The 15,345-nt window shown below is 53.4% G+C and carries 7 protein-coding genes and 1 other RNA gene; 3 read left to right on the plus strand and 5 right to left on the minus strand.

The genetic code is table 11. The features are described 5' to 3' along the window. The first annotated feature begins 11 nt into the window (after positions 1–11). Both ftsH and ACZA91_RS13940 read left to right on the plus strand, forming a co-directional pair. The gene (gene ftsH / locus ACZA91_RS13935; RefSeq protein WP_277924579.1) at positions 12–2,132 is read left to right on the plus strand and encodes an ATP-dependent zinc metalloprotease FtsH; all 2,121 of its coding nucleotides are present in this window, start codon (positions 12–14) and stop codon (positions 2,130–2,132) included. A 201-nt stretch (positions 2,133–2,333) separates the two neighbouring features. Continuing rightward, complete coding sequence (locus ACZA91_RS13940) at positions 2,334–2,648, plus strand: hypothetical protein (protein ID WP_463182834.1); 315 nt, start codon at positions 2,334–2,336, stop codon at positions 2,646–2,648. A gap of 27 nt (positions 2,649–2,675) precedes the next feature. On the opposite strand, the gene ACZA91_RS13945 is transcribed toward ACZA91_RS13940, so the two are convergent. From ACZA91_RS13945 to ACZA91_RS13955, 3 genes are all read right to left on the minus strand, one after another. Further along, complete coding sequence (locus tag ACZA91_RS13945) at positions 2,676–3,191, minus strand: hypothetical protein (RefSeq protein WP_463182836.1); 516 nt, start codon at positions 3,189–3,191, stop codon at positions 2,676–2,678. Between the two features lie 434 nt (positions 3,192–3,625). Further along, an RNA gene (gene ffs, locus ACZA91_RS13950) (signal recognition particle sRNA small type) lies at positions 3,626–3,722 on the minus strand. Between the two features lie 83 nt (positions 3,723–3,805). Beyond that, positions 3,806–5,593 (minus strand): peptide ABC transporter substrate-binding protein, encoded by a 1,788-nt coding sequence (locus tag ACZA91_RS13955; RefSeq protein ID WP_190527573.1) that lies wholly within the window; start codon positions 5,591–5,593, stop codon positions 3,806–3,808. A 558-nt stretch (positions 5,594–6,151) separates the two neighbouring features. Here ACZA91_RS13955 and ACZA91_RS13960 point away from each other — a divergent pair. Beyond that, positions 6,152–8,170, plus strand: a complete 2,019-nt coding sequence (locus ACZA91_RS13960) for a sensor histidine kinase (RefSeq protein ID WP_463182838.1) — start codon at positions 6,152–6,154, stop codon at positions 8,168–8,170. Positions 8,171–8,237: 67 nt separating this feature from the next. Here ACZA91_RS13960 and ACZA91_RS13965 read toward each other — a convergent pair whose 3' ends face one another. Beyond that, a complete protein-coding gene (locus ACZA91_RS13965; protein WP_463182840.1) occupies positions 8,238–9,623 on the minus strand; it encodes an aminopeptidase P family protein in 1,386 nt (461 codons plus the stop codon). Between the two features lie 188 nt (positions 9,624–9,811). Continuing rightward, positions 9,812–15,226, minus strand: a complete 5,415-nt coding sequence (locus ACZA91_RS13970; protein ID WP_463182841.1) for a trifunctional serine/threonine-protein kinase/ATP-binding protein/sensor histidine kinase — start codon at positions 15,224–15,226, stop codon at positions 9,812–9,814. Between the last annotated feature and the right edge of the window lie 119 nt (positions 15,227–15,345).

The raw sequence follows: 15,345 nt of genomic DNA on the forward strand, positions 1-15,345 counted from the left end.
CAGCTTTCAGCATGATGCGCTTTTTTGGAATGGGATCTCCCTCGGAATCATCGCACCACACCGCCAACCGATCGCAGGCCGATCGAACCGGTGGGGGGCATCCCGGTTCATGGATCCTACCCACCCGATCGCGCCATCGTCGGCGACGGGCGATCGCCTCGGCCCTGCTGCTGTTTAACCTGTTGACGGTGACCGCGCCCGCCTTAGCCCAAGGTCAACTGGCCCAAGGCCAACATAACGATCGCTCTTCTTCGGAAGCGACTTCCACGGCTGGCCAATCCGGCAGCTCATCCGCCAGCCAACCTGCCAACCAGCGCCGCGGCCGCACCCTCACCTACGGCGACCTGATGGAGAAGTTGGAGGCGGGTCAGGTCAAGCGGATTGATCTGTTTCCCGCAGAACAACTGGCCCGGGTCTTTTTGGATCAAAATGGTCGCGCCAGCTCGCCCTACGAAGTGACCCTGTTTGAGCGCAACCCGGAATTGATCGAAATTGCCCGGGCGAAGGGGGTGGAACTCTCGGTGCAAGAGTCGGTCGATCGCACCGCAGCCCTCAGTCTCATTGCCAATTTGCTGTTTGTGGGGTTGGTGATTGCCCTACTGGTGAACATTGTGCGCCGCACGGCCAACGCTTCGGGCCAGGCCATGAACTTTGGCAAATCCCGTGCCAAGTTTCAGATGGAAGCCAAAACCGGCGTGACCTTTGATGATGTGGCCGGGGTGGAGGAAGCCAAGGAGGAGCTACAGGAAGTGGTGACTTTCCTGAAGCAGCCGGAACGCTTTACGGCCGTGGGGGCCAAGATTCCGCGCGGGGTGTTGTTGGTGGGGCCGCCGGGAACGGGCAAAACCCTTTTGGCCAAGGCGATCGCCGGAGAAGCGGGCGTGCCTTTCTTCAGCATGTCCGGTTCGGAATTTGTGGAAATGTTCGTGGGGGTGGGTGCGTCTCGGGTGCGGGACCTGTTCCGCAAGGCAAAGGAGAGCGCCCCTTGCATTGTATTTATTGATGAAATTGATGCGGTGGGTCGCCAACGGGGCGCGGGTATTGGCGGCGGCAACGATGAACGGGAACAAACCCTCAACCAACTGCTGACCGAGATGGATGGGTTTGAGGGCAACTCCGGGGTGATTATTATTGCCGCCACGAACCGCCCCGATGTGCTGGACTCGGCCTTGATGCGGCCAGGCCGGTTTGATCGCCAAATTACCGTTGATTTACCCAGTTACACGGGTCGGCTGGCGATTTTGCAAGTCCATGCTCGTACCAAGAAGGTTGAAGAAGGGGTTTCGATCGAGGCGATCGCCCGGCGCACTCCCGGTTTTGCGGGGGCCGATTTGGCGAATTTGCTCAACGAGGCGGCGATTTTGACGGCCCGGCGACGGAAGCCGGCCATCAGCCTGGAGGAAATTGACGACGCGATCGACCGGATCACCATTGGCCTGAAGTTGGCTCCCCTGTTGGATAGCAAGAAAAAACGCTTGATTGCCTATCACGAGGTGGGCCACGCCCTGTTGATGACGCTGCTGAAGCATTCTGACCCGTTGAATAAGGTGACGATCGTTCCCCGATCGGGCGGCATTGGTGGGTTTGCCCAACAGGTTTTCAATGAAGAAATGGTGGATAGCGGTCTCTATACCCGTGCTTGGATTCTCGATCGAATTGTGATGACCCTGGGGGGACGGGCGGCCGAGCAGGAAGTGTTTGGCGATTCCGAAATCACCGTCGGAGCCAGCAACGATCTGAAGGTGGTCAGCACCTTGGCCCGCGAAATGGTCACTCGCTATGGCATGTCTGATTTGGGGACTTTGGCCCTGGAAAGCCAATCGGGCGAGGTGTTTTTGGGACGAGGTTGGATGTCGCAGCCGGAATATTCCGAAGAGGTGGCCGCCAAAATCGATCGCGCCGTGCGGGAAATTGCCGTCAACTGCTACGAAAAGGCCTGTCAGATCCTCCGTGAGCATCGAGAACTGGTCGATCGATTGGTTGATCAACTGCTCGACGAAGAAATGATCGAAGGGGATGAATTCCGCAAAATTGTTCGTTCCTACGTCCCAATTCCCGACAAGGATTACCCGGAGGATCGACAAATGCGTCAAGCAAGCAATGTCGGCAACCCGGCTGCGGCCAGGGTTTAGGGCCGCGATCGCCCGATCGCTCTGGATCGATCGCCCTGAATTGATCTGGATTGCTTTGGGTCGATCGCGTTGGCTTGATCTCGATTAATCGTCCCGACTTACTTAGTTTGCTTGGCCTGAATGGATTGATTGAAATCCAATGAGATCGATGCCCAAGCCGATCGCCTCCCATTGCCCCCCAATTCCCCATTGCTTGGAACCATGCTGATCGAACAGCCCACCCCGTCCCCGCAAACGTCCGTGCAAATTGGCCCCTACCAAGCCATCACCCAGCCGGGAGGGTTTCAACTGCAATCTTTTTCCACCGATCAGGTCTATCGGTTTGCCGGAGCGGGAATGCCCACCAGCAGCATCAGTGAACCGATGGTGGATTTAGTGACCAGCTACATTGCCGAATGGGAACATCTGGTGTCGCCCAACGAGCGATCGGGAGCCATGTCATTTCGGGAAGTGTGGCAAGAGGCCGCAGACTACTTTGAGGCGATCGAGGGCATCGCAGAAGGGCGGCGCGGCTAACGGCTCACCAATCGTTGAGGGAACCACTCAACGGGTTTCCCCTGAGCGCCGCCGATCGTGGGGTGCAGGCGGTGGCGGAGGAGCGGTCTTTTGCTCCAGTCCCAACAGAATTTCTGCCCATAGCGCGTTTGAGTCTGCCAGATCGGGTGTTTCGGCCGCTGGTTCCATCCCTTGATCCAAGGGGCGATCGGGGTTGCTTGCCTCACCCTGTGCCGCCTTGGAATTTTCAGAGCTTGCAGAATTCTCTGAATTTTCGGGATCTTCAGGATTTACGGGAGCCTGGGGGTCTTCGTCCTGTGGGTACTGGCTGCCCATATAGCGCTCAATGTCCTCGATCGCTGCTTCCAAATCCTCCAGGGTAATTTCCTGGTTGGCGGGAGGTGCGGTTTCGGTTGCGGCCTGGGGGCTGGGGGCTGCTTTGGGTTCCACCGTGTCAAGGGCGGCCGCATCTTCAGGATCGGTCAGATTTTCCCGTAGGCGTTCGAGGGCCTCTAAGAAGGCCTGTTGGGCCGCCTGCCTGGCCCCATGATGCCGCTCCATCATTGTTAATTACGCTCCTAGTGGCTGTGCGATCGCGAATCCCCGCGCCCTGACCCTGGTGATTGAACTGGGCTGCCGCTGAGACGTTCCCGATCGATCGGCTGCCAAAACCAGTACCTCAGCCTTCGCTAGGACTGTCTCGGTTTCAGTTCAACAGGCTGAATACTTCAATCCTATGCAATTCAGGTCTGTGGTTGTTGGATTCATCAACAACTCAGGAAATTCGCCCGTTGATTTATGTATCCCGCGATGTGTCCCGTGATGTGTCCCGCGACTTATCCCGCAATGCGTCCCGAGATCTATCCCGAGATATATCCGGCGATCAATCCCGCGATCGCTCGGGGTACTTTACAAGATTGAATACGAACAAAAAATAAGTAGAAGCAATAAACAGAAGCAATTCGCAAAAGCAATCAGCAAAAGCAATCAACAAAAAAAGAGACCCGGAGACCGCGCCTATCTCAAGCATCCCTTAGTGCTGCTGCCTTCCGGCTCTGACACGGTTCGGGCGTTGGGATTGCGCGGGTCCAGGTCGCAATAACCATACCATGAAGGGCCCCCGTTAACGCAAGGGCGAGAAACTCGGCGGTTGCTGAACCCGATTGATGGATGGAGGGTTAGGGACGCTTCCAGGTGGCGATGTTCCAGGTGTCGCTGTCCCAAGGGGTGAGATCCACGCCCTGCAATCGATCGCTGACGGCTCCCACTTTGGCCCGGGCAATGAGGGGAATCAGGGCCACATCCTGAATCAGTTGGTCATTGAGGGCAATCATGGCCGCCTGCCGTTTGATCGGATCCAATTCCTGGTCGGCTTTGGCCCAAGCTTGGTCATAGGCTGAGTTGCAATAGCGGGTGTAGTTATTCCGGTTCCAGTCGTTGGCTTTGCTGGCAATTTCGGCGCAAGTCCACCATTTCAGGTGTGCGCTGGGATCCGGGGAGGTGTTGCCGGTGGTGTAGAGCTGCAAATCGGCTTGGAAGCGGTTTACGGTGTCGGCGTTGGCCGGGTCGCCGGAGAAGAAGGCTCCGGCATCCACGGACTTCAGTTCCACGCCAATCCCGATCGACTCCCAAGCTTGCTTCACAATCTCCTGGGTTTTCTGGCGCAGGGGATTCACCGAAGTGACAAACAGCACCCGCATTTCCACGCCGTTTTTGTCGCGAATTTGGTTGCCGTTGGTGTCTTTCCAACCCGCTTGATCCAACAGTTGGGCTGCTTTTTGCAGGTTGAATTCCACTTGGTTGTTGGGTGAGGCAAACTGCTGGGGAGCGATGATCAGATTGGCTGTGGGATTGCCGGTGGGGCCATAGAGCTGCTGGGCGATGGTGGCGCGATCGACCGCGAGGGCAAAGGCCTGGCGCACGGTTTTATCCGTGAAGAAGGGGTGGGGAAACTGCACGCTCGATCGCTCCCCGTCGGCAGTGGCCCGGTTGGGGTCAGTGAAGTTAAAGTGAATCCGTTCCGATTGGGCCCCGGTCACGGCCAGCAGTTTGCCCTTGCCGCCGCTTTCCAGTTGCCTCAAAATCGGCGCTTCCACCTGCGGATTGTAGGCATAGTCGGCATCGCCGGTTTGCAGCACGGCCCGGGCGGCCGAGGTGGCATCGCCGCCGCCTTTAATTTCCACCTGCTCGAAGGCGAGGCTGGCCCGATCGCGGTAGTTGGGGTTCGGTTTGTAGACGATCGAATCACCCGGCTTAAAGGACTCCACTTGATAGGGGCCTGTCCCGATCGGCTTCAGGTTGGCCGGTGCTTCCTTGGCCCTGGCTCCCACATAGTCCTGAAAAATGTGTTTGGGCAAAATCATGCCGTTGTAGCCAGTGAAGGGCTGAGACCAACTGGCCGTGGGCGCTGTGAATTCAATCCGCACCGTTTGCGGATCGATCGCCCGCACCGACTTCACCATGGCGTAGTCCGTGAGGGTGGCTGCGCCGGTTTTAGGATCGCTCAAAAACTCATAGGTAAAGACCACATCCTCAGCGGTGAAGGGTTTGCCATCGGCCCACTTCACGCCGGATTTTAGTTTCCAAGTGACCGATCGCCCGTCCTTGGCCACGCCACCGTTGGCCAGGGTGGGTTCTTCTGCCGCCAAAAACAAAACCAATTTGCCCGTTTTGTCGTAGCTGGCGAGGGGTTCATAGACCACGCGCGCCCCGTCAAAATCCTTATTTCCCGTGGCCAGGTGGGGATTCAAAATGGTGGGGGCTTGCCAATAGAGCAACTTCAGGGTTTTATCCGCCGGGCCGCTGGCGCTGGGACGGTTGGCGGAGTTGGTGGATGCGCCGCCGCCACAGCCCCCCACCAGCAAGCTGGCCACCAGCCCGATCGCCCCTAACGACTGACGCAACTGGGGCGATCGAGCCGGAGCGATCGCCCTTGTCCATTTCCGAGGCCAAAACAGGTTAGGCATGAATCGCCACCAGACACCACAACATCAATCGAAAACCACAATAACAGCCAACAATAATCCGTCTGCCTTGGTCTGTCTCGTGCGATCGATCAACGTTCCCGCAACATTCCCACCACGTTCTCGCAATGCTCCCGCAACGCCCCACAATTCTCCTGTAATGCTCCCATAGCTCCCATCGCTCCCATCGCTCCGTGGCCGGTAGCCGCCGCCGACCCAATCATTTCCTGAAATCACTTCTAGAATGAGATTAGGGAAATAAAATTCTGTGAAAACCAATCCTAATCAACAGCATTTGAATTGGGTGAATCGAGAAATTTTTTAACCAAGCTCTTGATCACCATGGACTGACCCGGAACAATGAAGGATTCGGGATCACCAGGGATTGACCTTGAACGCTGTTTGTCGTTGCAGGGTGCGGCGGAAAACACCATGAATGCCCAGTCATCCGAGAGGGTGTCTGAAGATTCAACGGCGCTGTTGAATGGTTCTGAATGTTTGGCCGGATGGCAAACCACAAACCAATCAGAGGACGAGTCAGATCCTGAAGCTTGGAGGCTTATGGAAAATCAAGCGAGTCCAGGGTTATTGCCGGTGACCCTGGAGTTGTATGAACGGGCGATGGCTTCGGCCAGTTGTGGCATTGCGATCGCCGATATGAGCCGGCCCGATCGCCCCCTGATCTATTGCAACGAAGCCTTCGAGACCATGACAGGCTACCGCCGGGAAGAGGTGCTGGGGCGTAACTGTCGGTTTATGCAGGGGCCTGACACGGATCCGGTGGCGGTGGAGCAACTCAGCCAGGCCATTCGCCGGGGCGAGGCCTGCGAGGTGGTGTTGCTCAATTACCGCAAGGATGGCCGGCCCTTTTGGAATCGCCTTTCGATCGGCCCCGTGCATGATGCGGCGGGCCATTTGACCCACTACATCGGCGTGCAAACGGATGTGACTGAAGCGGTGGAAGCCCGCAAGCGCCAAAATCGGCAATTGCAAGAGGAACAACTCCTGAGCGGCGTGACCCAACGCATTCGCCAAGACCTGGACTTGACGGCGGTGTTGAGCACGGCGGTGAATGAGGTGCGCCAACTGCTGCAGACCGATCGGGTGGTGGTCTATCGCTTTAACCCCGACTGGAGCGGCATTGTGGTGGCCGAGTCCGTGGGCGAGGGCTGGGATGCGTCGTTGGATGTGACGATCGAGGACACCTGTTTTCAGGTCAGCCGCGCCCAGGATTACCAACAGGGACGCATTAGCGCCATCAGCGACATTGAAACGGCTCCCCTGAGCGAGTGCCATCGCAATTTGCTGCGTCGGTTCCAAGTGCGGGCTAATTTGGTGTTGCCCATCTCTGACCATGGCCGGCTCTGGGGTCTGTTAATTGCTCACCACTGCCATAGTCCGCGCCAGTGGCATCCGAACGAAATTCATTTGTTGGAGCGGTTGTCCCATCAGTTGGCCGTGGCCGTGTTGCAGGCGGAACTGTACGAACAGGCCCAAGCGGAAATTCGGCGGCGACAGGCAGCGGAGGACAAGCTCGCGGATAAGGCGGCTCAGTTGGAGGCGGCGTTGCAGGCCCTGAAGTGGCAGCAGGCCCAGTTGGTGCAGGCGGAACGGTTGGCGGGGCTGGAACAGTTGGTGGCGGGGGTGGCCCATGAGGTGAACAATCCGGTGGCCTTCATTGCGGGCAATTTGGCCCACGCGGGGCACTATATCCAGGATTTGTTGAATTTGGTGAATGTCTACCAAGCGGAGTGGGCGCGATCGGGGATGGCTCCTGCGGCCGAGGTGGAAGCGTTGGTGGAAGAGGTGGATCCTGCTTACATTGCTGAGGATTGGCCACGAATGTTGCAATCAATGCGATCGGGCGTGGAGCGAATCCAAAAGATTGTTCGATCGCTGCGGGCTTTCTCGCGGTTGGATGAGGCGATTGTCAAGAGCATTAACCTCAACGAGAGTTTGGATAGTGCCTTGGTGTTGTTTCAAGGGCGGCTGAATGCCTTGCGCAGCGGTGATCAACTCCATTCGATTCAGCTCATTCATGAGTGGGGAGCACTGCCGGCCATCACTTGCTATCCGGGCCCGCTGAATCAGGCGTTGGCGGCGCTGATTGAAAATGCGATCGATGCTTTGACGGTGGCGATCGAGTCGCCCCCATGGTTAGCCAAGGAGGAACGCCCTACTATCTGGCTGGTCACGGCCCTGGATCCAGCTAGCGGGCGGGCGGTGATTCGGATTCGAGACAATGCCCTCGGCATTCCGGAAGCGGTGCACGATCGCATTTTGGATCCTTTCTTTAGTACGAAGCCGATCGGGCAGGGGACGGGGTTGGGCCTGTCGATCGCCTATCAAACCATTGTGGAGCAGCATGGGGGGCGGCTTTGGTTTGAGTCGGAACCCAATCAGGGCACGACCTTTGTGGTGGAGTTGCCCCCTGCGCCGCCTGCGTTGGAGGAGGCAGAATCGGCGGCGGATTTGCCCGATCGATTTCTGATTCGGGGCAATTTGGGCGATCGACCCATGCCGCCCATGCTGCCCAATGGTGGCGGGCGATCGATGCCGTCTCTGTTGCTGTCTAGCTAGGGGCTGGCTCCTGGACTGACGGGCGTTTCAGTCCAGGAGCCAGACTTGAGGCTGACTTTTGAACCCGCTAAGCACCAGTGATCAGCGCGCAAATTTGGTCGGGATCCGTGGGCAAATCGGCCGTGAGCACCTCCGGCCCTGTCGCCGTGACCAACACGTCATCCTCAATCCGAATACCGCGCACATCGGCAAATTGGGCCAACCGTTCCCAATCAACACAGTCGTCATAGCGATCGCGCCGAGCGGGGTCTTGCAGCAGGCCCGGCACTTGATAAAAACCGGGTTCGATCGTCACCACCATGCCCACCTCCAGGGGGCGATCGAGCCGCAGGAAACACCAGCCAAACCGCTCACTGCGTTGGCGATCGGGCGCATAACCCGCGCGATCGCCCAGATCCTCCATGTCATGCACATCCAGCCCCAACAGGTGGCCCACACCATGGGGAAAAAACAGCGTATGGGCATCCCGATCGACCAACTGCGCCGGTTGCCCCCGCAAAATGCCCAAGTCCACCAGGCCTTCCACCAACACCCAAGCCGCCTTGTGGTGGATGTCGCGGTATTCCACCCCCGGCCGCACCGCCGCCACCGCCGCATCATGGGCCGCCAACACCACCTCATAAATTGCCCGCTGCGTGGCGGAAAACTGCCCCGATACGGGCCAGGTGCGGGTAATGTCGGAAGCCCAGCCGCTGGCCACCTCAGCCCCCGCATCCACCAACAACAAATCTCCCGGCGTGAGGGGGTGGTGGTAGCGCTCATTGTGGAGCACTTCGCCCCGGGTAGTGACAATGCTGTTGTAGGCGGGGCAAGCCTCCTGGGCGATCAAAGTGGCTTCGATCGCCGCCCGCACGGCCGCTTCCGTGGGGGCTTGGCGAGTGGCCGCGAGGCCGGCCCGGTGGGCCGCCACCGCGATCGCCGCCGATCGCCGCAACTCCCCTAGGGCCATCGGATCCTGGGTCGATCGCACCGCCACGATCGCATCCACCAGGGCCCCATCGAGGCCGTTCGCCTGGGCCGGTTGGGGGAGCGATCGCCCCAGCAATGTTTCCTGATCGGCCCGAGCCGCAGGCGACTGCACCGCAATGGTGGCTACCTCCGTCACCCGATCGCCCAAATAGCTCGCCAGCTCCGCCAGGGGATAGGCATCCTCCACCCCCATTTGGGCCGCCAATTCCGCCCGCGAGGGTTCCGGCCCGTGCCACAACGCATCATCAACCGTGGGCTGATCCCAAAACAGGATGGAGCGCCCGTCCAGGATCAGCAGCACGGCCCGCTCGAGGGACAGACCCGCAAAATATAGAAAATGACTACTGGCCCGAAAAGGATAGCGATTGGCGGGAAAATTTCGCGCCGCCCCTTGCCCAGACCACAGGGCCACCGGAAACGACACCCGATCGCTTAACCGGCGACGGCGATCGCGCAACCCATCGACAAAATTGTAATCACTCATGTTCTGATCTCTGTTGCTGATCCCTGTTTCTGATTGTTGCTCGCTGATCGGCATTGAATTTCAGGCTATGGAGCCTAGGTTATTAATTTCGGATTATTGGTTCCAGGTTATTGGTTCTAGGCTATTAGCTCCAGGTTATTAATTTCAGGCAGTCTGTGATCGAAATCTCCAACCATTTCGCAAGCTGCTCAAGATCCGTGAATGGGCAAACTCATCAGAAACTGAGACCCCTGGCCCAACTCCGATCGCACCATTAAGCTACCGCCATGTTTTTCCACCACAATTTGGCGAGCGATCGCCAAGCCCAACCCTGTGCCTTTGCCAACGGCCTTGGTAGTGAAAGTGGGATCAAAAATCTTGGATTGCAATTCCTCGTTCATGCCCTTGCCATTGTCTTGAATGGTCACTTGCACGTGATCATCCACCCGTCGAGTGCCAATCGTAATGGTTTGCGGATGGGCCGCTAGCGCCTCGAATGCTTGCCCTTGCGCTAGCTCATCGAACATGTCGATCGCGTTGGCCAAAAGATTCATAAACACTTGATTAAGCTGTCCCGGAAAGCAATCGATTGCCGGAATGTCCCCATAGTCTTGAATGACTTCAATAGCGGGGCGATGCTCATTGGCTTTTAGTCGATATTTCAGAATCAATAATGTGCTGTCGATTCCTTCATGTAAATTGGCTTGGACTTTATATTCAGTATCTGCCCGTGAAAAGGTGCGCAGACTATTGCTAATACCTTTAATGCGATCGGTTGCCAATTGCATCGATTTCAACAAGGTTGGCAAATCTTCACTCAGAAAGTCTAAATCAATCTCTTCTGCATTTTCCGTGATGCTGGGTTCAGGGTTGGGATAATGTTGTTGATAGAGTTCTAAATGACCAATGAGATCCTGAAAAGAATCTTGCAAATTTTGAATGCTGCCATTTAAAAAGCCGATTGGGTTATTGATTTCATGGGCAACTCCTGCCACCAAGTTTCCCAAAGATGCCATTTTTTCGCTTTGAACAATTTGTAGTTGAGATTGTTCAAGCTGTTGAGCATAGGTGCGTGCTTGCTGATAGAGCCGAGCATTTTCCAGTGAAATCGCTGCTTGGGCACAAAGAAAATTCAGAACCAAGAGCCGATCGCTTGTAAATACATTTTTCGCAGCTTGGTTACTGAGATACAAAATGCCCACCAATTGCGCTTGGTTGAGGATTGGTAAGCACAACACGCTTTGGGGCATCGGGCGATCAAGAAAAGCATCCCCGATCGGCAAATGGGTTTGACCTTCATTGATCACCACCGATTCTTTGGTATTTTTCACCCATTGAATTAGGGGTAAAGGTAGGGAATTTTCATTCTGAAGAGGGATGGTGCAAAGCTTGGTCGTTTCCGTGGAGGCGATCGCCCGCACTAACCATTCACCATCATGATCAGGAACCATCAAAACGCATTGGTCACCGCCGGAATATTGCAAAATAATTTGCGTTAATTGTTGCAGTAGCTCCTCTAGTTGAATGGTGCTAGCGATACTTTGAGATGCTCGAATGATAGCTACCAAGTCGAGCATGACATTGAGATTATTACTGCTGGAATTTTGTGTGGCAGTGGAGCTATAGGTTGCTGTCGCAATAGAAACAAATGTTTCCAGAGGATTCAATTTCTCGGAAGTTGACTCAAGAATAGGAGCCAGCAATTTGGGATAATGCTGTTCGATTTCACTGACCTTCGCCTTTGCACCCCATCGGGCATAGCAGTAATAGGCTTCTTGCATATAGCTGGCAGCGAATTTTTCCTTGTTCCAATCTAAATAGAACTTGGCAGCCAGTTCATTCGCTAAAGCTTCTTCCTGTAAAAATCCCTGTGCCTTGGCTCCATCGATGGCGCGATCGTACAAAATACCGGCTTCGTAAAACTTTTCCAGCACGCGGCACTTTTCTGCTTCTAACAAATCCACCTTATGTTGATGGTTAATTGGCGATTGATTGGCCCAAGTGGCTAAGGCAGTTTGCTGCTGTTCTCCGAGAGATAAGGCCCGCGATTGCCCTAGGCTAGCCTGAGTAATGGCAGCCCGGAAGTAGGTTAGCCCTGCATAGAAATGGAAAACTGGAATATGGATAAACCCTGCAATAGTACTCAAGTAAGCAGAGCCTGAATTAATATATTCAAGGGCGCGTTTATAATAGCCAAAAAGATAAGCCAAAATTAATTTATGAATATAAGCCCATGCCAGTCCGAGTAATTCATTTTTTTGAACATACTTTGGGAACGTCACAAGCTCATCATAGTTCTCGCCAACGAGTCGGTCAGGATAATCGGTGCTGATTATTAAGCTTTGAATTGCCTGTTGTTGCATGTAAAGATAGCTCACAGGGTTTTCTTGCTGCATTTGGTTCAAGACCGCGCAGTATTGGCCGAGTTCTGGTTCTATATCGGTTAAGCAAGAACCAGAAAAAAACTGACTATAAAAGTAATTGTTGATGTTATAACTAGCATAGAGTAAATTACCAGTTTCCATTCCCAAAAGATAGCCTTCTTTGAGCATAGGGATGGTTGATCGCAAAGAATTATGACGATGTTGAATAAAAATACTGAAAAATAAGAGTGTCATAGTTCGATGTTCACGGGAACTGAAGTGATCAAGTAACTCTAAGGACACTTTGCCAAATTTATATCCCTTTTCAAATTCATTGTAAAAATTGGTCAAAATTAAACCATAGCCGATATAGCCAATCATGGAAACAGAGCTATTTCCAAATTCCAAAGACAGACTCACCATCCGCGCACAAATCAATGGAAATAGCTCTGCTTTTACCATATAAATTGGTGTGAACAGCATCGCCATTAACTTCATCGCTGCTACGATGCGAGGATTAGTCATAGGAGAAAGCTGGCCTAAATTTTCAATGACATAATCTTCAAGTTGCTGAGCTAACGATTCAAGCACTTGATGATTGATGGTTGAGCTGGTTTGAGTTGGAAACTCCACACCCAATTCTGAAAGTGCACCAGTCCCGATCGCGATCGCCTCTGACATTTGGTTGCGAGTGGCGAGGGCATTAATTTGAATTTTGTAGATTTCTACCTTGTCTAATGGATTTTGAGCTGCCGTTAAAACCTGCTGACAATGATTGTCCATCTCGGCAATGTCGCCCATGAGGCATGCCACCTCGGCCGCTAAGATATGTAGCTCCAAACTCAGGTGGTATTGTTTCTGCCAACGATCATTGGATAGGAGTGATAACCCCGTATTAACAAAGTTGCTAGCAGCCGCATAGGCCGTTGCCATTTTGGCTTTTTGGGCAGCTTCCAAATTACTTTGAGCCAAGGAAAACCGTTCTGTATCGGTGGTGAGTAAGTCTTGGCCTAAATTTAGGTGGTTAATAATATCAAATCGTCGATTTTCTAACTCTGAACCAGAGAGCTGAGTCTGCAAAAGTTGACCAATCATCAGATGGGTCATGGGTTTCTGAGCCGGATCAATCAGGGAATAGGCGGCCTGTTGGACGCGATCGTGTAAAAAACGATAGGTTGGATTAACCTGCGGTTCCTGCACCTCCCGATCGGCTGGGGTCAGTACCTCCGGCTGGAAAAATTTATAGACCTGACTGTTGGGTAAAACCAAGCCCTCTTGCAACGACTTCCAAAGGGCATTGGCTGTTTCTGCGGCAGATTGTTGAGCAATAATCGAGAGGGTTGTTAAGTCAAATTGGTTACCCAAACAAGCCGCTAGCTTTAAGACCGATCGCGTGGACTCAGGCAGCTTTTGAAGCCGCGCCGCCATAAACTCCACCACATCATCAGTCGTGGTTAGGGTGTAGATGCTGGAAATATCACATTCCCAATAGCAGGCTTCTCGGTTGAATGTAATCCAGCCTTCCTCGTGGAGCGACTTTAGAAATTGTGTTGTGAAAAAAGGGTTTCCCTGGGTTTTCCGATTAATTGACTCGGTTAGGGGCAAGGCTCGATCGGGCGGGCAACGCAACGTATCAGCCACTAAATCATTGGTATGTTCTAGACTCAGTGGATATAGGGTAATGGTGTTAACAATCGCTTTTTCTTTAATCAATTCCTCTAGGGTAACCATGAGGGGGTGAATGGGCGAAACCTCATTATCGCGATAGGCTCCCAACATGAGTAAGTGGGCACTATCCCCCATCAAAACCTTCAAAAGTTGCAAAGAAGCTAAATCTGCCCACTGTAAGTCATCTAAAAAAATGACCAAGGGATGATCGGGCCTTGTGAAAACCTGAATAAATTTCTGAAACAGAAAATTAAATCGATTTTGGGCGGCTGTTCCTGATAGTTCGGGCACGGCTGGCTGAGACCCAATGATGGTCTCCAGCTCGGGAATGACTTCAACCAAAACTTGTCCACTTTCTCCCAAGGCTTGCAAAATTTTGGTTCGCCATTGGTTTAATTGACTATCTGGCTCAGAAAGCAAATAGCTCATTAAATCGCGGAAAGCTTGCACAAAAGCCGAGAGAGGAACATTGCGATTGAATTGATCAAATTTCCCCTTAATGAAATAGCCTTTCTGGCGAGTGATAGGCTTGTGAATTTCATGAATGACGGCGGTTTTGCCAATCCCGGAAAATCCCGCCACCAGCATCAATTCTGTGCTTCCTTGGGCAACGCGTTCAAAGGCTGCTAATAAACGAGCAACTTCCCGATCGCGCCCGTAGAGTTTGTCAGAAATCAGGAATCGATCGCTTAAATCTCGAGTTCCCAACTCAAAAGGCTGAATTTGTTGAGCGGCCTCCCACTGTGTCCAACATTCCTCCAGGTCATGCTTTAACCCTTTCGCGGTTTGATAGCGATGTTCTGCATTTTTTGCCATTAATTTAGAGACAATGGCTGCCACCATGGAAGGAATCGCAGGATTCACCTGGTCAAGCGCTGTGGGTGTTTTGGCAATGTGACAGTGAATGAGTTTGAGGGGATCCGCTGCTTCAAAGGGGAGCCGACCACTCAACAATTGATAAAAGGTGACTCCAAGGGCATAAAAGTCCGTGCGATAATCAATGCCGCGATTCATGCGGCCGGTTTGTTCAGGGGCTAAATAGGCAATGGTTCCCTCAAGAAGATTAGGGTTCTGAATTTCCTGAGTTTCCTTGGGCAGCACGGAAGCAATACTAAAGTCAATGATCTTGATTGCTTTGGTGCTGGGTTGAATCAAAATATTGGCGGGCTTGATATCTCGATGAATAACGCGGCTTTGGTGTAAGTTATGGAGAATTTCGGATACCTGTAAGGCAATCAACAGAAAATCAGTTAATGAAATCGAGTATTGTTTTCGGTAATTTTCTAGGGAGATAGCACTAAAATCTTCCATCACTAGGGCATAACTGTTGCCATAGGCTTCTAAACTATAGGGATGTACAATACCCGTAATGTTCAAAGACTTAGCGATGCTATATTGATTGCGAAATTGTGTCAGCTCGTTAAAGCTGGGATACTCATGGCAAAGAATTTTGATGACGACCGATCGCCCTATATCCGTCTGAATTGCCCGGTAAACGGCTGTGCGAGATCCTGAGTAAAGTTGCTCAGTAATTTCGTAACCCTCAAGGTTGGGCCACAAAGTGGGCGAGGTTTGTTGCAGTGGGCTAGTCATGGGCCACGGTCATGCAGTTGAGGAGTGGATTCAGCGCCTTAGTCCTGACCCAAGCCTTGATCGAGGCTGATTGGGCTACGGTCTTGATTGTGGTTTGAAGAGTTTTGGGGCTTAACTTG

It is taken from the genome of Limnothrix sp. CMB-01 (genome assembly GCF_055193175.1).

Coding starts and splice junctions, on each gene's coding strand:
- ACZA91_RS13960 (WP_463182838.1), top strand. CDS start 6,152: ATGGAAAATCAAGCGAGTCCAGGGTTATTGCCGGTGACCCTGGAGTTG.
- ACZA91_RS13970 (WP_463182841.1), bottom strand. CDS start 15,226: ATGACTAGCCCACTGCAACAAACCTCGCCCACTTTGTGGCCCAACCTT.
- ftsH (WP_277924579.1), top strand. CDS start 12: ATGATGCGCTTTTTTGGAATGGGATCTCCCTCGGAATCATCGCACCAC.
- ACZA91_RS13940 (WP_463182834.1), top strand. CDS start 2,334: ATGCTGATCGAACAGCCCACCCCGTCCCCGCAAACGTCCGTGCAAATT.
- ACZA91_RS13945 (WP_463182836.1), bottom strand. CDS start 3,191: ATGATGGAGCGGCATCATGGGGCCAGGCAGGCGGCCCAACAGGCCTTC.
- ACZA91_RS13965 (WP_463182840.1), bottom strand. CDS start 9,623: ATGAGTGATTACAATTTTGTCGATGGGTTGCGCGATCGCCGTCGCCGG.
- ACZA91_RS13955 (WP_190527573.1), bottom strand. CDS start 5,593: ATGCCTAACCTGTTTTGGCCTCGGAAATGGACAAGGGCGATCGCTCCG.